Consider the following 24,698-nt stretch of genomic DNA (forward strand, 5'->3'; position numbering starts at 1 on the left):
GATCATCCAAGCTTTGAGATTTCACAACTCCTGATTTAGCTCGATTTAAAGCTGTTAGCAAACGTTCAGCGTTACGAGGGGAACGTAAAAGATGAGCAGTTTCTCAAATACTAGAAAGTTCATCAAGAGGTATTGAAGCTACACTTTCAGCATTACGACGTGTAATGATTACAAAATCGCGTTCTGAAGTAACTTTCTGGCACAGTTCAGACAGCTTTTCTCGTGCTTGTGTGTAAGTATAAGTAGTAGAAACCATAAGTATCAAGAGTTTCCTTTACACTTGTAAGTTGAATGTTGATGGTTTGCAGCAGTGAAGATACTAAGTTCTCCGCAGATGATTTTTGCGTCATGTCTCATATTCTATAACCCAGTATGTACCAATTTAAATTCTGATTTTTTGTTTCTACCCCGATTTACCGAGCGGATACTATTCTTGATAGCAACTTTAGGCACTGGCAGTCGGAATACTGAAGCTAAACTTAGCAATTGTTTTAGATGAACTGGTTGCTGGTTTATTAAGACTTCTGCTACAACATCTTCACGAAATTTCTGCTCTACCTTTCCCATCTCTTGTAAGATTTTATCATGTTCTAAGTCTTCAACCTGCAAGATTTTGTCTAACCACTCAAGCAGACGAGGGTTGCCATCAGCCAATTGTTTAGCCCTTTATTTTAGATCTGAATCAATGTCAATCTTGCCACTAAATGACGTGAGCCGATCATATTTTTTGCGTAAATCTACTCCTTTTAATGTCGTCAGTGACTCACGATATAAACGATGGTTTTCTTCGGGTAAAACTAAGTCATAGCGACAAGTAATGATTACACGATGAGGAAGGCGAGATCTAATGATCGCCCTTAGTAAATACATTAATACTTCAACAACATCTGCCTTTAATACTTGTAGTCTATCTGCTCTTAGCTCTAAATTCGCCTCAAAATCATCTAGTACAAAGACAAATCTTTGTTCTGGTTTATTCAATCCTTGCTGTAGAAATTTAGTTAGACGCTGCATTAAAGGCAGCTTGCCTTGCAGAATTTCTAAACCAGTTTCTGAGATACATTGTTCAGCAAGCAGACGTAGCAACTTATCCTCATCAAATCCACGATAGATAAAAATCTGCTCATATCCAATTAACCACTCTAGTAACCGTACTGCCACTGTACTCTTGCCGATTCCCCCTAAACCACAAACGAGCACTCCTAAAGTATTAGGCGTTCGGAGTGCTTTAAGACATCGCTGAAGTTCCCGTCGTCGCCCTACAAATTCCTGTGGTGTTGCGACACGAACTGTCTGTGTTTTAGAATCTAGAAATTGCTCGTATGAAGATTCAATAGTTTCCCAAACCAGATCGCCCAAAGATTTAACCAATGACCCTAAACATTCACCACGAATATACAATCGCAGCAAATGCCAACCTTTAATATTTTCTTTTAGTAAAAAATAAACTTTTCGTGTTAACCTTTGATTTGTGAGATGCGATCGCAATCTTGAATAGATTCAGATCGAGCTATAAAAATATTGATTAAGCAGTTTGATCGTGTGGCGGAGTTTTATAGTATTTGTTTGCCGCCCAATTCAAAACCTTAAAGTTTTGGATCGCTATTGAGACTACACTTGTAACTACATGGATGCTTTTGCTCCCCTCCCACCTGAATGGACAAATCAGGCAGTACATGCATACGATTTTTGCTGTCCTAACTGTCACTCAAGTAGCCTAGAAGCTGAAAAAGTTTGGCTAAATCGGCGATCGCCTGTACTTACAGAAGACCGTCGTCGCAAATGGCAAGAGTTCTACTACTGTCACTGTGGTTCTGTGTGGTGGGCTTGGAGTAGCGATCGCCCCCCAAAAGATATATCAAATCAGCCAGATTCTAATCCCACATAGCTAACATAGCTAATTTTCTTCCTAAACAAAAGCCCACCTTGAGGTGGGCTTTTGTTTATCTAATCATCACCAATTTTAGAAGGTGAAGGTAGTACGTAGAGTACCTACATATTCAGTGTCGTTATTGTTGTTGTTCTCTGGATTAAAAATTACCAACAAACCAGGAGTGACTTGAATATTGTCGGAAACCTTGTATTTGTAAAGACCCTCTAAGTGATAAGAGGTACCAGAGTCAAGAGGACTACCTGTTTTTACGTTACCACCAGTAACTTTGGGTGGTTGACCAAAGATAATACCTAAAACGTTGCCTTCTTTGCCAAAGTCTCTCAAAGCAAGTGTTGCACCGTAGTACCAAACCTCTGCATCTCTAGGTGCACCAGCAAGAGTAGATATAGTTGTGTAACCTCCCCAACCACTAAGAGCCAACTTAGGGCTAAATAGGAACGTAGCTTCTACACCGTAATTGTTTGATTCAGCGCGAATACCAGCCACAGCTCCAAAGGGGCTATTGGCAAAACCGCTACCTGTACTTTGGAAGAAGCTGTTAGCAGCATTCCCAGCTAGGTAGCTATGGGCGTAAGTCAGACCAATATTTAAGGCTTTGTTGGGCTTGAAAGATAACTGTCCGAAGATAGTATTATCACCATTGAACAGCCCGTTATTAGTGGCGGGATTATTAGCACCAAAGAGACCATTACCAGTAGAAGGTGCTAAATAAGCACCAGTAAGGCTAATAGGGCCGTTAGGATTCAAAGTAACAGTCAAACCAGCGCCATTCTGACCTTGACGATAGATGGGGCTAAAACGTCCGTAACGAGAAAGAGCACCTGTACCACTGCTCTTAAAGTCAGGATTAAAAACATCAACGTTTTCGTATAACTCACCACCAGTAGCATCAACTTTGACGCGCACTGAGTCTTTAAAGTTGAAAGCATAGTTGAGTTTATCTATGCTAACGCTGTTGTCTGCGGTAGTCACGTCATAGCCCAAGCGGGTCATGTTAGTACCAGTCGCGCCAGTATTACCAGTAGCATTATTATTGATGATATTCCCAGCAGTTAACCGAGTTTGCAACTGGTCTTTACCAGTGAAACTGGTGTACAAGTTCAAACGAACTCGATCCCCAAAAGTCGTGTTGGAATCCAATTTGGGACCGGCACCAACAGCATTAGAAGCAACTGCTCTGTTACCACCAAAAGGCTCAGATATGTTGAAAATTGCTTCCCCAACCAACTTGGTGGTAGTAGAGAACTGATTAGCTTCTAACTCAGAAGTGCGGGCTTCTAAACCATCGACACGACCGCGCAGAGTTGCTAGTTCAGCAGAATATTCTTCTTGTAAGCGCTGTAAAGTGGCTAAATCTTGTTTGCTGACCAAATCGGCTGTAGCTGTAGCAATCAGTTCGTTAACCCGGTCTAAACAGGCATTTAAACCTGCGGCAAATTCGTAACGGGTCAAAGCACGGTTTCCACGATAAGTACTGTTGGGATAACCTGCAATACAGCCGTAGCGCTCAACCAAGGATTGCAAAGCTTGGAATGCCCAATCTGTGGGCTGTACGTCCGAAAATTGCGAAACTGATGTTACTTGATCAATATTGTTAGACTCTTGAGCTTCAGATAACTGGGAAACATTTGTTTCGTTGACTTCAGCAGCTAAAGCACTATTCGCCGCGAAAAATGCAGCAGCTAGAACAACCGGACTAACCTTAAAAAGATTCCAGAATCGTTTTGTCATGTTATTTACTCTCACTCACACCTACTAATCCAATCACGATAAAATGCTTAAAGCACTTTACTTTCAGGATTTTTACACACAATCACAAGCACGATTATACATTTATCTTGTGAGAAATACAAGTCATTTAATATAGTGCTGAACTATAATTTTTAATGAATTTATTTGGTAAGCGCAAAATAATGCGGCGTTTGTGACGTAAGACTGTTCCTTCTTCCTCAAGCTGTTGTAAGAGTCGGGTAACTGTTACTCGCGTAGTATTTAACACTTCAGCAATATCTTGATGGGTAACATTTAGATCAATTAATTTGCCCTTATCTATATCACGTCCAAATTTTTCACTTAACCATACTAAAAACTGCCATAGACGTAGCGAAATTGGTTTTCGATGCACAATACTTAGTAGATCCTCTGCCTGTTGAATGTGAGACAACAAGGCATTAATATCTTGATACCACAGATGAGGTGGCACAATGCTTACTTCCACGCCAGTGAGGCATTCAATCTGGTAGGGCTTGACCCTAGACAAAGGATAGCCAATCACATCCCCTAGTCCCCAATAACCGAGAGTGATGAATGTTCCGTCTTCACTCCACGTTAAGGTACGAACTGCACCATGCTCAATACGCCAAAGTACATCATTTTGAGGTGGAATTACTTCCCGACGTGCAAATATCTGCTGGGGTAATTGTTCGCTGAATGCAGAACTATGTGACACGGTAGAAGAGTTTGAAGTAGAACTTGTGGAATACATAATTAACCGTAAATTCAAAATTATCAGGGAATCTTGCTACTTCTAATGATTAAGAAACTCTAATAATTTGCATCAAAATCTACCTGTATATCTGAAAGTTTATTCTTCTCAATTAGAGCTAGGAAGTAAATACAAATTTTTTGATATCAACAACTTCTTATTTTGGGTATCTATCAGTGAGATCGATCAGGATTAGTTAGCTATTTCTTTATTACTTTAATTGTGTAAGTTTAAGAAAAGGTAAGCTTTTAGTAAAATATTTAGTTAACTTATTTTTTTTACAGCTATTTTCAGGTAAATAGACCACGCCCTGGATTCAGAACCCCGACTTATTGAAGAAGTCGGGGTTCTGGGCGGCACGTCAATTAAGAACGTTGACCGGTGACAATATATGCTACCCTCTGCCCAATATTAGTGGCATGATCTGCCATACGTTCCAGACAACGAATTGCTAGTGCTAGTAGTACAATTGGCTCGACAACACCAGGCACATCTCGTTGTTGGGCTAAAGTCTGATAAACGCGATCATAAGCATCATCTACAGTATCATCTAGGTGCTTTAAACGGCGTCCACCAGCTTCATCGAAATCTCCCAAGGCCTTTAAACTAGTTGCTAGCATCGCCTGAGCATGAAGGGACATAGCTTCAATTTCTGGCAAAGATGTATGAGGCGCATAAGGAAAAATTTTAATCGCAATCTCAGCCAAATCTTCAGCATAATCGCCAATGCGCTCTAAATCTCGCACCAACTGCATAAAGGCACTTAAACAGCGCAAATCTGGAGCCGTAGGCGCTTGCAGCGTCATAATCGCCGTACAGTCTGACTCGATTTGACGATAAAAACGATCGATTTTTTTATCTAATCGGGGAAGTTCTTCTGCTGCTGTTAAGTTACGAGCAAATAACGCTTGGTGGCTGAGGCGAAACGATTGTTCTACCAAGGCACCCATACGTAATACATCCCGTTCTAAGCGCCTAATGGCGCGTGCGAGTTGTGGTCTTTGAGGATTGGGACTATAATCGACAGCTTTCACACTTGTTGTCTCAAAGGTGAAGATATTACTAACTATAGTCTTGGCTTAGGGAGTTTGCCATAACTTCAGGAAATTGCAGCTGCATCCACGCACCACCGGTTTCTGGATGGTTCATTGCTTTGATTGAACCACCGTGGGCGATGAGAATTTGCTCAACGATCGCTAATCCTAATCCATTGCCAACGATCGCCCCGATGGAGTTACTATCTTGGGGAGAATGGGTTCGGGCTTTATCTCCTCGATAAAATCGCTCAAAAATATGGGGTAAATCTGTTTCGGAAAATCCGACTCCAGAATCAATTAGATTTATTTCCAGGATTGGGGAAACAGTATCGCTCTCATTATTATCTATTGAGCGGATTTTTGCTTGGACGTGAATGCTTGTATCAGGAGGACTGTACTTAATGCTGTTGTCTAGCAAGTTGAGAAAAACCTGGTAAATCCTGGCTCTATCTGCCTTAATCCAAATATTTTCAGGGCCAGAATAAGAAAAAGACAGATGTTGACGCTGTGCCAAAGGTTCTAGTGTTTCCCAAACAGATGTAATGAGCGATCGCAATTCTACAGCTTTGGCTTGCAATTGGATATTTGGGTTTGCTTCCATTTGGGTAAGGTCTAACCAGCTTTGCACTAAGTTAATCAGCCGATCAACTTCTTGCATCAAACGGTTAACCCAACGATTTAAAGGTGGTTCTAAGCGGTTTTGTAAAGTTTCTACAACTAACCGAATCGAAGTTAGCGGCGTTCTCAGTTCGTGTGCTAGATCAGAAAAAGAGCGATCGCGTACTTGATTTATATCTAATAGCGGTTGACGATTTTCTAAAAAGACTCCCACTTGTCCATTGGGTAAAGGCAAGCTAGAAGCCCGCAAAGCCAGAGATTTGATTGTTGCCATCTCTGCTGCATCATCACAAGATGGATGAAATATCCATTCTCCCGTCTGTGGTTTTTGCAAATCACGAGTTTGCTCAATTAAATGGTCGAGTTCATAAGACCGTACCAACTCCAATAATAAGCGCACCTGTTCTGGTTGCCATCTTTGGAGATACAAAATTTCCTGCGCCTGTCGATTGCACCACAGCAGTTGATTTTCCTCATCCACTTGCAAATATCCCACTGGTGCAAAATCTAGCAGGTCTTGGTAAGTTTGCAACGACTGCTGCAAATCTTGCCGCTGCTGCTTCACCATCGCTATTTCTTGCCGCAACCCAGGAATCAACAGCAGTCCCATCTTGTAAGAATGGGAGGTTAACGGTCGGAGTAAGCGCCCCAGGTAGCGGTTAAGTTGAACCTGTTGCCAAACCCAAAACCCAATGCCTACCGCTAAACCCAGAAAAAATCCCAATAAAAGCATTTGAGTTGTTAGTTTCTTGCTGACTACTAAAAACTAACAACTATCGCCACTAATTATCCAAACCTATAGCCAAAACCTCGTACAGTCACAATATATTCGGGATGGCTAGGGTCTTGCTCTAATTTTTCGCGCAACCACCGAATGTGAACGTCTACAGTTTTACTATCGCCGACGAAATCCGGCCCCCAAACCTGATCGAGCAATTGTTCGCGTGACCATACCCGACGGGCGTAACTCATAAACAGTTCCAGCAAGCGGAACTCTTTGGGAGAAAGACTGACTTCTTGACCGCGAACCAGTACGCGACATTCTTGGGGATTCAAGGAGACATCCTTAAATTTTAATACTGGTATTTGGGGTAAATTACTTAGGCGTTGGCGGCGGAGTAAAGCCCGACAACGAGCCACTAATTCCCGCATACTAAAGGGTTTGGTCAGATAGTCATCAGCGCCCACCTCTAACCCCAAAACCCGGTCAGTTTCACTACCCTTAGCACTAAGCATTAAAATGGGTACTGGGTTGCCTTGATGACGCAGCAAACGGCAAATATCTAGCCCATTGATTTGAGGTAGCATCAAATCAAGAATAACCAGATCGAAGGGAAGTTCCCCTGAATTGGTTTCAAAACTTTTGAGATACTCGATAGCAGACCGCCCATCAGGGGCAGTTATCACCCCATAACCTTCTTCTTCCAGAGCTACAGCTAGCATTTCCTGGATTAATTCTTCATCTTCTACTACTAGAATACGGCTGGTTTGTCCAATGTCCGTTCTAGCAGAATATTTGGTCGATTCAGTGGTGTACATTGATATCACAAAAGTCTAGGACTGTGCTTGTATCAATTAGGATTAATTGAATCTATTATCCCGCCTTACTGTAACCGCGCTGCTGCTAAGGTTAATTCTTTTAGATTTTCTTTACAAAAAGTAACATACACCACAGCAGTCTCCTAATCGTCAATCACTATGGCTACAAGCTTCTAATAATTTGTCTTGACAAGAGGAGATTCGCTTAGGTATATTTATTTTAGTACAAAAGTACTATTAAACCTCAAAGGGAAAACTATACCTGAAAAACAGAAGGACACATCTGTGGAAAATTCGTACCCACTTAAGTGTCGGATGTGGATCATTTCAGTATTTCCACTGCGTTAAAAATGTTGATTCAAAGGCTACTCTGATGTCTGCATAGGGTAGTCATTGGTATGGCTTGCTACCCAATAAATCATTTGCCTATTGAAGGGAGTTGAAAGATGACTACAGTTGGAGTCAAGGACAGCAAACAACAACTAATGCAAGCATTTCAACAAATTATTATCCAAAGAAAAAAGCTGGAATCTAAAATAGCAACCAAACAAGAGGAAGCAGAAAAGGCAAAAAGTCAAGAGATTCTGCAAGCGGCTTCTGCATATACAGTTGATAGTATTGTCAAAGGTTTAGCTGATTTACAATTGGAGTTTGGCAGTATTCTTAACGCATTATCTGAAAAATTAGCTCAAGAAAATTCTAAGTTAGATGAATTAAACCGAGCTATAGAAATTGAAACTCAACGCCTACAAGAACTACAACAGATCAGAGTTGTTGCAGATACTCTAGACGTTTTAAGTCAAGAACACCAAGAAAAATTAAAAATCCTCGAACAAGATACTATTAGTAAAAGGGAAGCTCTAGAGAAAGAAATTACAATTAGGCGAAAAGAATGGCAAAAAGAGCAAGCAGAGTATGAAGAAAAGCTCCAAGCATATAATGAGTTATTAGCCAAAGATCGCCAGCAAGAACAAGAAGAATCTCAATATAAGTTAGAAACTACTCGTAAACTCAATAGAGACAGCTACGAAGCGATAAAGCGCCAACAACAAAGGGAAATACAAGAAAATTCTCAAAAGAAAGAGAAAGATTGGGCAGAACGAGAAAAAATATTTGCTGAACGCCAACCACTCTTTGCAGATTATGCACAAAAAGTAACTACATTTCCTAACGAATTGGAAGAAGCCGTTAAAAAAGCTAGAGAAGAAGCAATTAAAGAAACAAGCCAAAAAGCTAAAATTGAGGCTGATTTATTTGAAAGAGAATGGGAATCTAACAAACAGAGCTATGAACAAAAAATTCAATCTCTGGAAGAAACAATTAAGAAACAGTCTGAGCAAATAGAAAGTATTTCTGCTCAATTGCAAACTGCATTAAAACAAGCACAAGACTTAGCTATGAGGGCTTTTGGTAATTCTAATCCTAAATAGTTGTGAGTCTATAGCATCTTAATCATCTTTAATTCCTGAAGAGGAGGTTTGTTGTGGTGGGGAAAAAACCGACTGATAAGAATACTAAAGTAGAAATTCTTCAGGCGTATGAGGAGTTAGCAAAAGAAAAAGCAGCACTAAAATCGGAACTCGATCAAGTTGCCAAAGAAAACCAGTCTGGAACTAAAGAACAGCCTAAATTAGAACAAAAAACAGCTATGAATCAGCTTTCTAGTGTCCAACAAAAGATGAATAATACAATTGAAAGCTTGGCGAAGATTCAATTAGGTTTTGGCAGTGCTGCTAATGAATTATCAGAACAGCTAACCACAAAATCCTCTAAGTTGGAAGAAATTAGGCGAACTTTAGAAGAAGAAATTCAACAATTAAGGCAGTTGCACAATTTAGAAATTTCTGATGATATCTTGGATACTCTCATCCAAGCCTATGAAGATAATACTAAAGCTTATGAGGAAGAATATACTCGACGTTCTGAAGTGTTATTTCAAGAAATATTAGAGCAAAGGAATGCTTGGGGAAAAGAACAGGAGGAACAGCAACGGGCGATAAAAGAACGGAATGAAAACTTGAATAAAACTCGACAACGCGATGCTTCAGAGTATAAGTATAATTTAGAACTCCAGCGACAACTGCAAAATGACGAATACGAACAAGAGCAGAAAGGGCTATATAAGCAGCTGGAAGAATTACTACAAGAGACAGAAAAGCAATGGGCTGAACGGGAGAAAGCGATTTCTGAACGAGAAAAACAATTTGAAGAGTTAAAAGCTAAGGTAGAGGCTTTTCCGAAAGATAAAGAAGCAGCCATTAAAAAAGCTACAGAAGAGGGCAAAGGTATTGCTCACTACCAAGCTAAAATAAAATCAGATTTATATTCTAAGGAAGTGGAAGGGCAAAAGCGTTTCTATGAACAAAGGCTGCAATCTCTAGAACAAACTATTACGAATCAAGAAACGCGAATTCAAAATCTTTCTAAACAACTTGAATCCGCTCTCAAACAAGTTCAGGATTTGGCTGTTAAAGCTATTGAAGGTACTTCAAATGTTAATTCATATCAGGCAATCAAAGAAATAGCTTTAGAACAGGCAAAGACTCAAGCGAAAAATAAATAAGCTGATTGATTTTTAATGGTAATTGTAGAGAATTAATTGCATTTAGGTCTCTACAAAAATACTGAGTGATTCGTAATCAAAAATATCCCCGACTTATTTAATAAGTCGGGGATTTGCTGGTTGCTATACAAATAATTGTGACCGAAAACGAAAAGGATACAAGCCCATAAATTTCTGTATAGAGAAGTAAAAAAATGTATTTCGAGATGCACAGCGCCTTCGCCCTTGGTGTCTCGTAGAGAGAAATACGAAATCCGTTTACTTGCCCCTAAATTTATTTATGGGGATCAATAATGCAATAATTTTGAGGAGCGTACCCCTTTGGGGTTCTTTCTACGCGCAGCGTCTCCAAGAGTTGCAACGTGACGCTTTTTATTCGGTTTTCTTTGGTTTTTTGATGTCTGGGGGAGGTTGTATTTTCTTCTTTGTTCCACTGGCTTGTGATTGATTCAATGCTTTATTGGAATTTTGTTCTTGACTAGACATAATATTAATGTTTCAAAATCTAATACAATATTATCTACATCACGGGTATTCTTGACTACATCAATATATCACAGAAAATTTAAGTTTAACTAAAAAAAGTTATTAGTTGTTGAATGGTTGATTCAGCTAGTTCAGCCACACCGATTCATTTGGGCTATTGAAAAAGTGTGGGCTAGAGATATGTGGCATTTGACAAGTCGTTTGAATCGCAAGTGTTGGCTCATACTGTTTGTGTCTGGCTAAATCGTCTGTTTGGTTTGGAACCATTACAGTTTGATAGTCTTGTGACAGAATAAGTTGCACATCGCGTTAACTTAGACTCTCCTAGCGGTGATCGCGAAAAATGTGGTTAAAGATGTTATTTGATGTGCTACTTTTTCAAGTGATGTCACAGATGCGATCGCTCTATCACAAGAGCATTATTTAATGTAACATCTGTCACATGCAGTTGTCGGAATGCATTTAACAGTGTCATAAAGCAACTCTAAGGTTAACCTGTAGGGTATAACTTAACCTTAAAGTTGCTTGACCCCTAGCTTCGATGGATCTATCACACCCATGACTGAACTCACACTACGCCTACAAGAGGGAGATAACGAGACAACGATCGCAGTTGACCAAGATGTATTTACAATTGGTCGTTTGCCGGAATGTAACTTGTACTTACCTTTTGCTGGAGTATCCCGCAACCATGCTCGCCTGGTGAAAACAGCTGACGGTGTGTGGACTGTTGAGGATATGGGCAGCAAAAATGGAACGCAAGTCAATAAATATCTTGTTAACTATCCCCAAGAGTTACATCACGGCGATATCATTTGGCTGGGCAATGTTAGCCTGGTAGTACTGCTCACCAGCCCAGTTTCTCAACCGACACCTGGGTATCCCGGAATTTCGGACATTAATGAGCAAAGAACAATTCTTCACAATGTCGAACAACTACAACAGCAATGGATCGCAGCAGATAGCAAAGATGGCAACATCAATAATAAAGACAAAACCATTGCCCGTCTCAAAGATTTAGTAGATATAGCGAAAAATCTCTGTGCAGCAGCCTCTATAGAAGAGATTTTTTCTCAAGTACAGCAAGTAGTTTTTCGTTACCTTGATAGTATCGATCGCTTGGCATTATTAATTGATGTCAACGGTTGCGGCCAGTTGGAATTAGTAAATGCTGCTACTAGAAATATTTCTCAACAGAAAAATCTCCCCGCTGATGGTAGTTGGATTAGTCGTAGTATCTGTCAAAAGGTATTTGAAGAAAAAGTCGTCATTCAAACTGGTGATACTCATCAGGATGAACGGTTTGCGAGTGAACAGAGTATTTTAGTCAAAGGCATTCGCAGCGCGATGGCTGTGCCTTTATGGGATGAAAATAAAGTTGTAGGCGTACTATATGCCGATGCCAACTTTTCTTCTTACCATTGGGCTAATGAAGGCGAAGAAGAATTGAGCTTTTTCTCAGCTTTAGCAAACCTTGTGGCTTCTAGTGTGCAGCGTTGGCTATTAGTAGAGAAACTCAAAACTGAAGAGATGATTCGTCACCGACTAGAACGTTATCATTCTCCCGCAGTTGTACAGCAGTTAATCTCTGTAGGTGGATTACCGGGTGGTCGTTTAGCTCCTGCCGAGAGCGAAATCAGTATTTTGTTCGCGGATTTAGTTGGTTTTACGGCAATTTCTGAAAGGTTAACACCAACTGCGATCGCGAAACTATTAAATAATTTATTTGAAGAAATGCTAAAAGAAGTGTTTACTTGCGGCGGCACTTTAGATAAATACATTGGCGATTGTATTATGGCATTTTTTGGCGCTCCAGAACCGCAACTAGATCACGCCGATCGCGCTGTTACTGCTGCCAAAGGAATGCTCACTCGTCTCGAACATTTAAACGCCAATGGTTTTTGGCACGAACCCCTGCAATTACGGATTGCTATCAATAGCGGTAAGGCTGTTGTGGGAGATGTCGGTAGTTCCCAAAGGGTAGACTATACGGCATTAGGCGCGACGATTAATCTTGCCGCTCGGATGGAAGCAGTTTGTCCCCCTAGTGAATGCGTGATTAGTGAAGCCACCCATAAAATGCTTTCAGAACCCTCAGACTTCCAAGAAATGGGAGATTATCGTTTCAAAGGGATTGAGCGACTAGTTAAGGTTTATCAGACAAATTTGCAGCAAGTGCCAACTATCATTGCTCCAATCATTAATCTTTAGGGATTGCTATGGGCTTTGAGGTCTAGATTTTGTAACCCATCTAGTGACATACTCCTATAAAGATGAATAGGGAATGCTAGCAATTACGAATTACCTGACTGTGCCAGCACTAAAAATTTGCTCTGCTGTCAAATCTAACTCTGGAAAAGTTGGCGACTGGATACGGTCATTTCCTCGAAATTTACTAACGCGATACTCACCTTCTTCTAAACAGCAAACTAAAATAGTCAGTTGTTTGGGTTTGCCAATAAATTCCCTACCGCCCAATGCACTATAATCAGTAATCCAGTACTCAGGAATTCCCATTTCTTCTCTTCGAGACGCTACGCGAACATAGTCAGCGTATTTTTTCAGATAATCATCACGCCAGTTTGTACTTACCACCTCAATTACTAAAGGAATTGATGCTGCTTGAGTAACAGTTGATGTTTTTTTCCACAGAGGTTCATTAACTAAATTAGGCTGATTTAGTATCAGGACATCTGGGGAATAAGCAGATTTGTTCTCAACTGGTTTGACGAATACTGTTTTGGGGATAAAATTAATGAAGATTTAAGCGACTATATTCTAAAGTGATTTTTGTAGCTAAAAATCCAATCACCTCTTCATGGTCGCCTGTCGGTGCGAAGATTTCAATTATTACTCCATCATATAGTTCGTAACGTTGTCCTTTGTTATCTGGATATTTAGCAACGAACTCATCGAATGTAACTACTTTGCCTAAGACTTGAGTCATAGCTTGATTCCTCAATTGTGCAAATTATAGCAACTTCACTTACATTTAATTCATCAACATTAATACTTATTGATTGGTATACTTTAATTCAATTAAAGTTGCGAAAATGTAATATTCAGCAGCTAATTTTTGGCTAAAAGACTAGAATTTGGATGGTAGCTTCCTCAATTTATATGTATAACATTAGGAAGCCTACTTCAAGCTATTTTTTAACGGGAGGTCAGGTAATGGCGATCGCCACCATCAATCCCGCCACTGGGGAGACGCTCAAAACCTTTGAGGCGCTCAATGATACAGAAATTGCCGCTAAACTCGATTTAGCTAATCAGACTTTTGAACAGTATCGTCAGACTAGTTTTTTGACGCGATCGCAATGGTTAGAAAAAGCTGCCGATATTTTAGAGCAAGACAAAGCAGAATTTGCTAAATTAATGACTCTAGAAATGGGTAAGCCATTTAAAGCTGCGATCGCGGAAGTCGAAAAATGCGCCGTTGTCTGTCGCTACTATGCCGAACACGCGCCTAGTTTTCTTGCTGATGTCAGTATAAAAACTGATGCCAGTCAGAGTTTTGTACGTTATGAACCAATGGGTGCGATTCTCGCGGTGATGCCGTGGAATTTCCCCTTTTGGCAAGTGTTCCGTTTTGCCGCACCGGCTCTCATGGCGGGGAATGTCGGCTTACTCAAACACGCTTCTAACGTGCCGCAGTGCGCCTTGGCAATTGAAGATATTATCCGACGAGCAGGTTTTCCTGAAGGTGCTTTTCAAACTTTATTAATAGGTGCTGCCAAAGTCGCCGATTTAATTGCTGATGACCGCGTAAAAGCTGCTACCTTGACAGGAAGTGAACCAGCAGGTATATCCCTCGCCGTCGCCGCCGGCAAACAAATTAAAAAAACCGTTTTGGAATTGGGAGGAAGTGACCCGTTTATTGTGTTAGAAAGTGCTGACTTAGAGACAGCAGTTGTCACAGCAACTACAGCGCGGATGTTAAATAACGGGCAATCATGTATTGCAGCGAAACGTTTTATTGTCGCAGATGCGATCGCAGATAAATTTGAAAAATTGCTTTTAGAAAAATTTCAGGCGCTAAAAGTAGGCGATCCTATGGAACCCGATACCGATTTAGGCCCACTGGCAACACCTGGTATCCTCCAGGATTTAGATAAACAAGTGCAAGACGCCATCAGCAGCGGTGGTAAAGTCCTCATCGGTGGACATCCTTTATCAGATCGTCCTGGAAACTTTTATCCGCCAACGATTATCATAGATATCCCGCCTGATACACCAATCGCAAAAGAAGAATTCTTTGGCCCGGTAGCCTTGTTATTCCGGGTTCCAGATATTGATGCCGCCATTAAACTCGCTAATGACACCCCCTTTGGCTTAGGTGCAAGTGCTTGGACAACCAACAATCAAGAGAGCGATCGCTTGGTTGAGGAAATCGAAGCCGGTGCTGTGTTTATCAACAGTATGGTCAAATCCGATCCCCGATTGCCCTTTGGTGGCACCAAGCGTTCTGGATATGGCAGAGAATTGAGTATCCAAGGTATACATGAGTTTGTCAACGTGAAAACTGTGTGGGTTAAATGATTAGTCATTAATCATTAGTCATTGGTCATTAGCCAAAAACATGACTAATGACTAATGACGAAGGACAAATGACTAGAATAAATAGTTAGGAAATAAAATGAATACAGCAGAATTATTGGTGCAGTGCCTAGAAAATGAAGGAGTGCAATATATTTTTGGACTCCCTGGCGAAGAAAACCTGCACGTTTTGGAAGCGTTAAAACATTCTTCGATTAAATTTATTACGACTCGTCATGAACAGGGTGCAGCATTCATGGCCGATGTCTATGGACGCTTAACCGGAAAAGCTGGAGTGTGTCTTTCTACTCTTGGCCCTGGGGCAACTAATTTGATGACTGGGGTAGCAGATGCTAACCTCGATGGTGCGCCCTTAGTAGCGATTACCGGTCAAGTGGGAACAGATAGAATGCATATTGAATCCCATCAATATTTAGATTTGGTGGCAATGTTTGCACCTGTTACCAAGTGGAATAAGCAGATTGTGCGACCGAGTATTACACCAGAAGTAGTACGGAAAGCATTTAAGCGATCGCAATCGGAAAAACCTGGTGCAGTTCACATCGATTTGCCAGAAAATATTGCTGCCATGCCTGTAGAAGGCAAACCTTTGCGTAAGGATAATAGCGAAAAAACCTATGCATCTTTTGCTAGCATTCGGGCAGCCGCCGCCGCAATTTGCCAAGCTGTGAACCCATTAATCTTAGTCGGAAATGGAGCAATTCGCGCCCATGCCAGTGATGCCGTAACGCAATTTGCCACCTTGCTGAATATACCTGTTGCCAATACCTTCATGGGTAAAGGCGTGATTCCCTACACACATCAACTAGCTTTGTGGTCAGTAGGATTACAGCAAAGAGACTTCATTACCTGTGCCTTTGATAACACAGATTTAGTAATTGCGATCGGCTATGATTTGATTGAGTTTTCCCCCAAGAAATGGAATCGCAATGGTGAAATTCCAATTGTGCATATTGGGGTAAGTCCAGCAGAGATTGATAGTAGTTATATTCCCAACGCCGAAGTCGTGGGAGATATTTCAGATTCCCTGTATGAAATTTTAAAATTAGCAGACAGACAAGGCAAACCAGATCCTTTTGCTATTAGCTTAAGGTCAGAGATTCGGGCTGATTACGAACAATATGCTAATGATGACGGATTTCCCATTAAGCCGCAAAAGTTAATTTATGACTTACGCAAAGTGATGGGCCCAGATGATATCGTCATCTCTGATGTTGGCGCACATAAAATGTGGATGGCCCGTCATTATCATTGCCATAGTCCCAATACTTGCATAATTTCCAACGGCTTCGCGGCTATGGGTATTGCCATTCCTGGTGCTTTAGCAGCAAAACTGGTTCATCCTAACCGTAAAGTCGTTGCAGTCACAGGTGATGGCGGCTTTATGATGAATTCTCAAGAATTAGAAACAGCCTTGCGTGTCGGAACGCCCTTTGTCACGATAATTTTCAATGATGGTGGCTATGGGTTAATTGAGTGGAAGCAAGAAAATCAATTTGGTAAAGGAAACTCATCCTTTGTGCATTTTAGCAATCCTGATTTTGTCAAATTCGCCGAAAGTATGGGTTTAAAAGGCTACCGAGTTGAATCAGCTTTAGATTTGATTCCCACTCTGAAAGAAGCCCTCGCTCAAGATGTACCCGCCGTGATAGATTGTCCCGTAGATTATCGTGAGAATCACCGCTTTAGCCAAAAAGCCGGCGAGTTGAGTTGCGCGGTGTAAAAATTAGAGACGCGATTAATCGCGTACAAGAGTTAGGAGTTAGGAATAAATAATTCCTAACTCCTTCTTAATTTCTACTCCTTTAGTGTTTTGGTTGTTTTGAAAAACACACCACTCATCAGTGGGAATGGCAATCATCATCCCTCTGTAAGCCCCATGACGATTAGGTTGCTTCAAGCAGATCTTGACGCAGCGTGCCTTTAACAGTTGACTAATATCACGTAGCACTTTCAGACGGTGTTCGCTGCTAGCGATCGCATTCCCATCAATAATTTTTACTCGATAACCTGGTAGCAAATCAGGCATTGTAGCATTGAGGTGTCGAATCGTAGCTTCCATTTGACCAGCAACCTCTCTGACTAATAGTCTGCCAACCCAAAAATGCGCTTGTGAGTACTGGGGAAAGGGGAAAGGGAAAGGGGTAAGGGATTTGAAACCTTTCCCCCCGCCCCTTATCCCCAGAGGGGACCCCACCTTCCCCCTTTCCCTTTACCCCGCCAAGTCACGAAAGCGAACTACTAGCTCCCCACTGCTACTCGCTTCGATGCCGTTGATTTTGTTGTAGACCGAGGTAACTGAAACACCTATTTCTTCAATTGATGCTTGGTGTGCTGCGTGTACTCATGGATGGACTCCGCAGACCACAAGGCTCATCAAATTAACTACTGTGGAGAATAATAGCTCACGAGTCTACTGGATTTTGGCACTAGGTTCAAATAATTCATCAAGGATTTGAGGACATAATGCTTTCTCTAAAAGTCCACGAACCATCACCGATACTGGACTCTCTTTTATAAAACGCTCAAACACCTGCCCTAGCAACATTTTTTTCTCCACCCAACAAATTTGCACCTCTTTTTACTAAACTACAAATTAGTTCATCACACAACACCTTGAAAGGGCTAGTCCTAGATATATTGCAATATAGCAGATGCTATAACTGTGACTGCACCTATCTAGGTTTATAGAGGGTGTAAGTTGTTGATTATGTACTACATCAATTATCATGCAAGCTATTTAAGCTAGTAATATAGTTGTTTCAATCCAAGGGATGAGAATATGAGAGTTTGGCTTGCCTGCTTTTTGGTGCTGTTTGCCTTGGCGGAACTGTTTGACTGGTTGCAAGAATTTAATCTGCCATTACCTATCTATATTTTGGGTGGCGCTTTTTTAGCTGTTGCTTCTAACTATGATAAAATCATAGGCTCATATTTTGCTGATTCAAGCATTGAAGCATCACTAGAACAACCTCAATTAGATTCATTAACTTCATCTACTAATCCGATTTCTTTTCCAATTGCTAGTTCTGTTGAAGAGGCCCAAATCTCTCAAACAGATGATTAGCGCTTGTTTTATTTTATAGTTGACACTGTGCGTAAGCTTGCTTTAAAAGTAGGAATACGCCAAAGTCTCTAACCAACGAGTAAATTGCTACATTAATAGAAACTTAGTTAACTAGTTGTTAACCTAGATTCCGAAAATTAACTTCTGCGCCTGCAACATCTACCCAATTCAGGCTACCGCCCCAATGCCGTGATTAGTGGACTATTAGAAAAACTCCGTGTCCCCCTTGTCAAAGTTCAGGATTCTGGTGAAACTTCCAAGAGCAAAAGCTGGTTGCGAATTATTTTTGTTACCAGTGTAGGAGTTACTGCCTTGATCTGGGGAGTTCGGGAACTCAAATGGTTACAGCCTTGGGAGTTAAGAGTTTATGACCAGATGTTGCGATCGCGTCCAGCAGAAGCACCCGATCGCCGGATTTTGCTAGTCAAAATCACTGATGAGGATCTAAAACGAGAGAAATGGACTCTATCAGGTCGGACAATCAATCATCTGTTAAAGAAAGTAGAGTCTTATCAACCGCGAATTGTTGGTTTATATATTTTCCAACCAGAAGACAATAATTTGGCGGCTAATTTCCCAAATCAAGATAACATCATCAGCACTTGCTTGTTCAGCAGCTTGGGTAGAGATGAAATTCCACCACCACCGAATGTCCCGATAGATAATGTTGGTTTTAGCGATGTGGTTGCTGATAATGAAAATGACCAAATTATCCGCCGCACTTTGTTATTTGCTAACTCTACAGACAAGAAATGTACAACATCGTTTGCATTTGGGGCGCTAATAGCAATTAATTATCTGGAAAAACAAGGTATTGAATATCAGTTCACTAATAAAGGAGAATTTCAGTTAGGTAAAACTCTCTTCCCACGTTTACAAGCTAATTCTAGTGGCTACCAACATTTGGATGCAGATGGCTATCAAATATTATTAAATTACCGTCACCCCAACAGCCTCGCCGACCAAGTAACCCTTAGCGATGTTCTTAGTGGTCGAGTAAATCCTAGTTTAATTAAAGACCGTCTGGTAATTATTGGCACTACAGCAGCTAATATGCCTCCAGGTGGCTTTTATACACCCTACAGCGCTTTACCAGACCAACCAGCCAAAATGCCTGCTCTGTTTATTCATGCACAGATAGCAAGTCAACTCATCAGTACAGTGTTGGATGGGCGATCGCTAATTTGGTATTGGCCAAACTGGGCGGAACTTCTTTGGGTATGGAGTTGGTCGCTTTTAGGTAGTTTTTTAGCATGGCGGTGGCAAAATCCGGTGCTGTTGCTTGTGGTGGGAACGATAACTCTATTTGGCTTAGTAGTAATCTGCGTTGCTTTGTTTTTGCAAGCTGGATGGATACCGTTAATCCCCTCTGCTCTTGCCTTCGTAATTAGTAGTATCTGCGTGATTGCTTATACTAACTACCAAAATCAGCGACAAACTCAGGTAATTATTCTGCAAGTTGAAAAACAACAAGAAGCGATCGCCCAATTAAATGTACTTTTAGAAGACAAAACGGCAGTTCCCGACTCCTATCTTGACTTTCCTCCCCCAGTTGATTCGCGAGAAACCAAGTCGGGTGATTTGCTTTTGAGTGGACGCTACAAAATCTCTCAAACTCTTGGTGCTGGTGGATTTGGCCGCACTTATTTAGCACAGGATACTCAACGACCGGGTAATCCGATTTGTGTAGTTAAAAAATTAATGCCAGCCCGTCAAGATACAAGATTTTTGCAAGTTGCTCGCAGGTTGTTTAATAGTGAAGCTGAAATTTTAGAATCTTTGGGTAAACATCATCAAATTCCCGAACTACTTGCTTATTTTGAAGATAACCAAGAATTCTATTTAATTCAACAATATATTGAGGGACATACCCTAAGCGAAGAATTACCACCTGTGCAGAATGTGCAAAACGAATCATTTGTGATGGAGATGCTCAAAGAAGTTTTAGAAGTTCTAGAATTTGTTCATCAGCATCGAGTGATTCATCGTGATATCAAACCGACTAATATTATTAGATGTGCTGAAGATAATCGGCTGGTATTGATTGACTTTGGTGCTGTGAAATTGATGCAACCATCGAGTAGTGAGCAAACAGAATTAGCCACAGTAGCCATTGGGACGCGGGGTTATGCACCTCCAGAACAATTTGCCGGTCATCCCCGCTTATGCAGTGACATTTATGCTTTAGGAATGATTGCTATTCAAGCCATAACTGGCATACCACCGCAAGAACTGCACCCAGATCCAGAAACGGGGAATGTGATGTGGCGGCAAACGGTGCAAGTGAGCGAAGGATTAGCAGCAATTTTAGATAAGATGGTTTGCTATCATTTTAGCGATCGCTATCAATCAGCCACCGAAGTTTTACAAGATTTGAAACGGATGTAGCCCTGGCGATTAAAAATCGCGGCTGAACTATAATTAATTACACAATGTCATTGCGAGCGTTCGCGGAGCGTCTCGTAGAGAAGCGAAGCAATCGCAAAGGCTGGGATTACTTCGCTCTCCTCGCAATGACTGTAAATATTTTTGTTTATCTAAACTATAGGCTGACAATACGATTGTTTCGCCTGACAATGCGATTGTTTTGCCTGACAATGTGATCGCATTAACCAACAATGCGATTGTTTTGCCTGACAATGCGATTGTTTTGACTGACAATGCGATTGTTTCGCCTAACAAGACAATTGCATTAACCAACAATGCGATTGTTTCGCCTAACAATACAATTGCATCGGCTTACAAAAATTAACTCACCCTACTTTTAACTTATTTTCCCAGTTCCCAACCCTCACTTCAAAAAACTATACTTTTGCACCCCACTTTGCTTTCGGTAAAATTGCTAAAATACACTACAAAAGCAATACATGGTTGCGGTAAATGCTCAAGCGGCTTTGGCGGTGGCTCAAGAGGTCTTTTCAGCGCTTATTTGGCAACAAGCAGACTCCTCCGTTAAGGGAACAAAAGAAAGTAGAACCACCGAAACAGCTAACAGATGCGGAGTATGAATCGTTGTTTCTCCAGTTGTTAACAGAGGTCAATGATGGCTTGAGTAGAGGAGGGGCAAAAAGTTTTTTAGCTGCAAAGCGCATCAATGAGGCTCATTTGGTGGAGTGGTTGCGGGGCTTTGGCAAAAGATTGTTAGCTTCAGCGACACCAAATGATGAATTAGCAAGGCGGATGGTGCGGCTGGGTGAGTTAAGTATTGGGGAAGTTAGTGTTGTTGCTGATGATATTGGGAGGCAGTTGGGGGAAGGAGAAACGAACCACCAAGGCGCAGAGGACGCGGAGGAAAGACGGGAGAAAGAAGCGGAAGTCTGGTTTAACCAGGGTGTTGAGCAATACGAAGTAGGTAAATTAGAAGAAGCGATCGCATTCTTTGATAATGCCCTCAAAATCAAACCTGACTACCACAAAGCTTGGTACAAGCGTGGTAGAGTGCTAAATGATTTAGGGCGATTTGAAGAAGCAATTGCATCCTACGACAATGCCCTCAAAATTAAACCTGACTACCACGAAGCTTGGTACAACCGTGGTGTGATCCTGAGTGATTTAGGGCGGTTTGAAGAAGCGATCGCATCCTTTGACAATACCATCAAAATCAAACCCGACGACCACGAAGCTTGGTACAACCGTGGTGTGATCCTGAGTAATTTAGGGCGGTTTGAAGAAGCGATCGCATCCTTTGACAATACCATCAAAATCAAACCCGACGACCACGAAGCTTGGTACAACCGTGGTGTGATCCTGAGTAATTTAGGGCGGTTTGAAGAAGCGATCGCATCTTATGACAGAGCCATAAAAATCAAACCCGACGACGACTCAGCTTGGTACAATCGGGGTACAGCGCTGGATAATTTAGGGCGATTTGAAGAAGCAATTGCATCTTATGACAGAGCCATAAAAATCAAACCCGACGACGACTCAGCTTGGTACAACCGTGGTACAATGCTGAGTAATTTAGGGCGATTTGAAGAAGCAATTGCATCTTATGACAGAGGTATAGAAATCAAACCAGATTACAACAAAGCTTGGTACAACCGTGGTACAGTGCTGAGTAATTTAGGGCGATTTGAAGAAGCAATTGCATCTTATGACAGAGCCATAGAAATCAAACCCGACGACGACTCAGCTTGGTACAACCGTGGTACAGTGCTGAGTAATTTAGGGCGATTTGAAGAAGCAATTGCATCTTATGACAGAGCCATAGAAATCAAACCCGACGACGACTCAGCTTGGAACAACCGGGGTAATGCGCTGGATAATTTAGGGCGATTTGAAGAAGCAATCGCATCTTTTGACAAAGCCATAGAAATCAAACCTGATTTGTATGAAGCTTGGTGCAACCGGGGTGTTACGCTGAATAAATTAGGGCGATTTGAAGAAGCGATCGCATCTTTTGACAAAGCCATAGAAATCAAACCTGATTTGTATGAAGCTTGGTGCAACCGGGGTGTTACGCTGAATAAATTAGGGCGATTTGAAGAAGCGATCGCATCCTTCGACAATGCCCTCAAATTCAAACCCGACTTCCCCTTAGCTTGGATTAGCCGAGGAATTGCAGCAGGTAACGGAACTAGAGAGAGGACAGATTTATTTTTCACATCTACTTTACCTAATGCAGCAGCACCCAACCTCGCTTTAAAATCTAACAATCCCGATTTAAACAAGCGTGGCTATGAGGGTAAATTGGCAAGCTACGAAGAAGGGTTGAAGCATTGCCAGCAAGACACCCACCCAGAAGGTTGGGGGGAATTGCATCAAGCAATAGGTAAGGCTCATTACTTCCAAGGGCGAGGAAATTCTAACGCTCGCTATTATTGGCGCAAAGCCATCAACAGTTACAAAACGGCACTGCAAACTCTCACAGCAATAGATTTTCCTGAGTTACATCTAGAGGTTTTGCAAGATTTAATTCGTGTCCAGTTGGATTTGGACGAAACAGCCGAAGCCACAGAACTCCAGCGACAGGGTACTGATTTATTGCGGCGCTTATTAAATGAATCAAATCGCTCTGATCAAAGTAAAAAACAACTAGCTCTAAAATTTGCCTGGATTCAACATTTAACTGTTGACTTAGCTGTGCAGTCTGGAGATTTGCAGCAAGCGATTGAACTAGCAGAAGAGGGCAAAAATACTTGCTTGCGTTGGCTTTTGGATCGATGGAGTGATGAGAGTTCATCTCTGAGTTATTCAGAAATGCAACAACTGCTGAATCCCTCAACTGCTATTGTTTATTGGCATCTCAGTTCTTACGCCCTACACACTTTCATCCTAAAACACAACGCCTCATCACCAATTGTCCCAAGAGAAATCGAGTTTCTAGCTCAGGCGCAACGCTTACAATATTTTGAAGACTGGGTGGAAAAGTGGAATCAACAATACGCTGATTATCGAGACAAAGCAAAAGACGAACAAAGCCCCAAAAACCAACATTGGCGACGGTTGATGCCAGATAAACTTGAGGAGTTGAAAAATATCCTCAATATTTCTGCTATTCAAGAAGAATTAAACGGCATCACAAACTTAATTCTTATTCCTCATCGTGATTTGCACCGCTTACCACTCCATGCAATATTTGCAGATAACTTCACCATCACCTATTTACCTAGCGCCCAAATAGGTATTACCTTACAAAGCTTAAAGCAAACAAATCTCCGAGCAATTGGTGAATTGCCCCTATTGAGTGTAGAACATCCCGACAGTGAAGGTTTTTCTATTTTGCCTCATGCAGAAATCGAATCTGCTGCTATTACCCAGTTATTCCAAAACCCTACGCCAAAGAGAATTTCTGGAGAAGCCGCGACGAATACCACAGTTAAAGCAGCCCTAAAAGATCGTTACAGTATTTTTCACTTTACAGGACATAGCACCTATAATTTCCATAATCCTCAACAATCTGCTTTGGCTCTTAGCGGTAAAGAGTTTCTGACTTTAGAGGAGATTTTTAATATTGAAAACCTCAGAGGATATCAACTAGTTAGCCTTTCATCTTGTGAAACTGCTATCACTAGCAACCAAACTATCACTGCTGAATATGTTGGTTTAGTCAGTGCCTTTCTCTATCAGGGTGTTACTGATGTTGTTAGTACATTATGGACTGTGACTGACGATGCCAGTAGTTTTTTGATGATTTACTTTTATCGGCAAATAAAGAAAGGTAAATCGCCAGAAGTTGCCCTCAATAAAGCAACAAAATGGTTACGTAATTTAACATTTAGTCAACTTGAAAGAATTTATCGAGTAATCTTGGCTAAGTTACCATCAAATGAAATAACTCTCCGTCCTTTTGTCAGAAGAAAACTCTATCAAATTAGTCAAATGGAGTTATCAGATAAGAAACAGCAACGTTTTCACCATCCCTACTATTGGGCAGCTTTTATAATTACTGGTAGATAAAATTTCTTATTTGTTTGCGCCTTGGCGTGAGACATTAATAAATGACTCTA

19 protein-coding genes and 2 pseudogenes are annotated in these 24,698 nt (G+C 41.2%); 10 read left to right on the forward strand and 11 right to left on the reverse strand.

What is annotated here, in order from left to right; genetic code table 11:
* Positions 1 to 103: 103 nt before the first annotated feature.
* From FD723_RS42660 to FD723_RS10940, 3 genes are all read right to left on the reverse strand, one after another.
* Positions 104 to 256 carry a type II toxin-antitoxin system Phd/YefM family antitoxin gene (locus tag FD723_RS42660; RefSeq protein WP_256875136.1) on the reverse strand — a complete coding sequence of 51 codons (153 nt, stop codon included), beginning with the start codon at positions 254 to 256 and terminating at the stop codon, positions 104 to 106.
* 104 nt (positions 257 to 360) lie between these two features.
* Entirely contained in the window at positions 361 to 654 is a 294-nt protein-coding gene (locus FD723_RS42665; protein ID WP_256875137.1) for a hypothetical protein, read from the reverse strand.
* Positions 655 to 666: 12 nt separating this feature from the next.
* A complete protein-coding gene (locus FD723_RS10940; protein ID WP_256875138.1) occupies positions 667 to 1,488 on the reverse strand; it encodes an ATP-binding protein in 822 nt (273 codons plus the stop codon).
* 139 nt (positions 1,489 to 1,627) lie between these two features.
* Here FD723_RS10940 and FD723_RS10945 point away from each other — a divergent pair, with 139 nt between their 5' ends.
* Entirely contained in the window at positions 1,628 to 1,888 is a 261-nt protein-coding gene (locus tag FD723_RS10945) for a hypothetical protein (RefSeq protein ID WP_179065362.1), read from the forward strand.
* Between the two features lie 75 nt (positions 1,889 to 1,963).
* Here the strand turns inward: FD723_RS10945 and FD723_RS10950 are convergent, their stop codons facing one another.
* The 5 genes from FD723_RS10950 to FD723_RS10970 form a co-directional block, all read right to left on the reverse strand.
* A complete protein-coding gene (locus FD723_RS10950) occupies positions 1,964 to 3,625 on the reverse strand; it encodes an iron uptake porin (protein WP_179065363.1) in 1,662 nt (553 codons plus the stop codon).
* Positions 3,626 to 3,752: 127 nt separating this feature from the next.
* The gene (locus tag FD723_RS10955; protein ID WP_372743812.1) at positions 3,753 to 4,382 is read right to left on the reverse strand and encodes a Crp/Fnr family transcriptional regulator; all 630 of its coding nucleotides are present in this window, start codon (positions 4,380 to 4,382) and stop codon (positions 3,753 to 3,755) included.
* Positions 4,383 to 4,744: 362 nt separating this feature from the next.
* Complete coding sequence (gene phoU, locus FD723_RS10960) at positions 4,745 to 5,413, reverse strand: phosphate signaling complex protein PhoU (protein ID WP_179065365.1); 669 nt, start codon at positions 5,411 to 5,413, stop codon at positions 4,745 to 4,747.
* A 28-nt stretch (positions 5,414 to 5,441) separates the two neighbouring features.
* Positions 5,442 to 6,767 (reverse strand): cell wall metabolism sensor histidine kinase WalK, encoded by a 1,326-nt coding sequence (locus FD723_RS10965; protein WP_179065366.1) that lies wholly within the window; start codon positions 6,765 to 6,767, stop codon positions 5,442 to 5,444.
* A gap of 53 nt (positions 6,768 to 6,820) precedes the next feature.
* Complete coding sequence (locus tag FD723_RS10970) at positions 6,821 to 7,573, reverse strand: winged helix-turn-helix domain-containing protein (RefSeq protein WP_179065367.1); 753 nt, start codon at positions 7,571 to 7,573, stop codon at positions 6,821 to 6,823.
* A 446-nt stretch (positions 7,574 to 8,019) separates the two neighbouring features.
* On the opposite strand from FD723_RS10970, the gene FD723_RS10975 reads away from it, so the two are divergent.
* The 4 genes and pseudogenes from FD723_RS10975 (at position 8,020) to FD723_RS10985 (ending at position 12,833) form a co-directional block, all read left to right on the forward strand.
* On the forward strand, positions 8,020 to 9,003 hold the full coding sequence (locus tag FD723_RS10975) for a hypothetical protein (RefSeq protein ID WP_179065368.1): 984 nt from the start codon (positions 8,020 to 8,022) through the stop codon (positions 9,001 to 9,003).
* 53 nt (positions 9,004 to 9,056) lie between these two features.
* Positions 9,057 to 10,136, forward strand: coding sequence for a hypothetical protein (locus FD723_RS10980; protein ID WP_179065369.1), 1,080 nt, complete (start codon positions 9,057 to 9,059; stop codon positions 10,134 to 10,136).
* A 642-nt stretch (positions 10,137 to 10,778) separates the two neighbouring features.
* A pseudogene (locus FD723_RS44110) lies at positions 10,779 to 10,918 on the forward strand (IS982 family transposase); the annotation flags it as partial.
* A gap of 262 nt (positions 10,919 to 11,180) precedes the next feature.
* On the forward strand, positions 11,181 to 12,833 hold the full coding sequence (locus FD723_RS10985) for an adenylate/guanylate cyclase domain-containing protein (protein WP_179065370.1): 1,653 nt from the start codon (positions 11,181 to 11,183) through the stop codon (positions 12,831 to 12,833).
* 90 nt (positions 12,834 to 12,923) lie between these two features.
* On the opposite strand, the pseudogene FD723_RS10990 reads toward FD723_RS10985, so the two are convergent.
* Positions 12,924 to 13,569: pseudogene (locus FD723_RS10990) on the reverse strand (Uma2 family endonuclease).
* Between the two features lie 227 nt (positions 13,570 to 13,796).
* Here FD723_RS10990 and FD723_RS10995 point away from each other — a divergent pair.
* Positions 13,797 to 15,164 carry an NAD-dependent succinate-semialdehyde dehydrogenase gene (locus FD723_RS10995; protein ID WP_179069111.1) on the forward strand — a complete coding sequence of 456 codons (1,368 nt, stop codon included), beginning with the start codon at positions 13,797 to 13,799 and terminating at the stop codon, positions 15,162 to 15,164.
* A 97-nt stretch (positions 15,165 to 15,261) separates the two neighbouring features.
* Positions 15,262 to 16,905, forward strand: coding sequence for an acetolactate synthase large subunit (locus tag FD723_RS11000; protein WP_179065371.1), 1,644 nt, complete (start codon positions 15,262 to 15,264; stop codon positions 16,903 to 16,905).
* 39 nt (positions 16,906 to 16,944) lie between these two features.
* Here FD723_RS11000 and FD723_RS11005 read toward each other — a convergent pair whose 3' ends face one another.
* A complete protein-coding gene (locus tag FD723_RS11005) occupies positions 16,945 to 17,244 on the reverse strand; it encodes a hypothetical protein (protein ID WP_179065372.1) in 300 nt (99 codons plus the stop codon).
* Between the two features lie 351 nt (positions 17,245 to 17,595).
* Positions 17,596 to 17,730 (reverse strand): hypothetical protein, encoded by a 135-nt coding sequence (locus FD723_RS42670; protein ID WP_256875139.1) that lies wholly within the window; start codon positions 17,728 to 17,730, stop codon positions 17,596 to 17,598.
* 234 nt (positions 17,731 to 17,964) lie between these two features.
* Here FD723_RS42670 and FD723_RS11010 point away from each other — a divergent pair, with 234 nt between their 5' ends.
* The 3 genes from FD723_RS11010 to FD723_RS11020 all read left to right on the forward strand — a co-directional run bounded on the left by FD723_RS11010 (position 17,965) and on the right by FD723_RS11020 (position 24,648).
* Positions 17,965 to 18,249 (forward strand): hypothetical protein, encoded by a 285-nt coding sequence (locus tag FD723_RS11010; protein WP_179065373.1) that lies wholly within the window; start codon positions 17,965 to 17,967, stop codon positions 18,247 to 18,249.
* A 189-nt stretch (positions 18,250 to 18,438) separates the two neighbouring features.
* Positions 18,439 to 20,637, forward strand: a complete 2,199-nt coding sequence (locus FD723_RS11015; protein WP_179065374.1) for a CHASE2 domain-containing protein — start codon at positions 18,439 to 18,441, stop codon at positions 20,635 to 20,637.
* A 492-nt stretch (positions 20,638 to 21,129) separates the two neighbouring features.
* On the forward strand, positions 21,130 to 24,648 hold the full coding sequence (locus tag FD723_RS11020) for a tetratricopeptide repeat protein (RefSeq protein WP_179065375.1): 3,519 nt from the start codon (positions 21,130 to 21,132) through the stop codon (positions 24,646 to 24,648).
* The last annotated feature ends 50 nt before the right edge of the window (positions 24,649 to 24,698 follow it).

It is taken from the genome of Nostoc sp. C052, assembly GCF_013393905.1.
Taxonomy (GTDB): Bacteria; Cyanobacteriota; Cyanobacteriia; order Cyanobacteriales; family Nostocaceae; genus Nostoc.

Bases quoted from the DNA above. Each gene is read 5' to 3' on its own strand.
- FD723_RS42660 (WP_256875136.1), bottom strand. From the start codon at position 256: ATGGTTTCTACTACTTATACTTACACACAAGCACGAGAAAAGCTGTCT.
- FD723_RS10945 (WP_179065362.1), top strand. From the start codon at position 1,628: ATGGATGCTTTTGCTCCCCTCCCACCTGAATGGACAAATCAGGCAGTA.
- FD723_RS10950 (WP_179065363.1), bottom strand. From the start codon at position 3,625: ATGACAAAACGATTCTGGAATCTTTTTAAGGTTAGTCCGGTTGTTCTA.
- FD723_RS10965 (WP_179065366.1), bottom strand. From the start codon at position 6,767: ATGCTTTTATTGGGATTTTTTCTGGGTTTAGCGGTAGGCATTGGGTTT.
- FD723_RS10970 (WP_179065367.1), bottom strand. From the start codon at position 7,573: ATGTACACCACTGAATCGACCAAATATTCTGCTAGAACGGACATTGGA.
- FD723_RS10975 (WP_179065368.1), top strand. From the start codon at position 8,020: ATGACTACAGTTGGAGTCAAGGACAGCAAACAACAACTAATGCAAGCA.
- FD723_RS10985 (WP_179065370.1), top strand. From the start codon at position 11,181: ATGACTGAACTCACACTACGCCTACAAGAGGGAGATAACGAGACAACG.
- FD723_RS10995 (WP_179069111.1), top strand. From the start codon at position 13,797: ATGGCGATCGCCACCATCAATCCCGCCACTGGGGAGACGCTCAAAACC.
- FD723_RS11000 (WP_179065371.1), top strand. From the start codon at position 15,262: ATGAATACAGCAGAATTATTGGTGCAGTGCCTAGAAAATGAAGGAGTG.
- FD723_RS11005 (WP_179065372.1), bottom strand. From the start codon at position 17,244: ATGGAAGCTACGATTCGACACCTCAATGCTACAATGCCTGATTTGCTA.
- FD723_RS42670 (WP_256875139.1), bottom strand. From the start codon at position 17,730: ATGTTGCTAGGGCAGGTGTTTGAGCGTTTTATAAAAGAGAGTCCAGTA.
- FD723_RS11010 (WP_179065373.1), top strand. From the start codon at position 17,965: ATGAGAGTTTGGCTTGCCTGCTTTTTGGTGCTGTTTGCCTTGGCGGAA.
- FD723_RS11020 (WP_179065375.1), top strand. From the start codon at position 21,130: ATGCTCAAGCGGCTTTGGCGGTGGCTCAAGAGGTCTTTTCAGCGCTTA.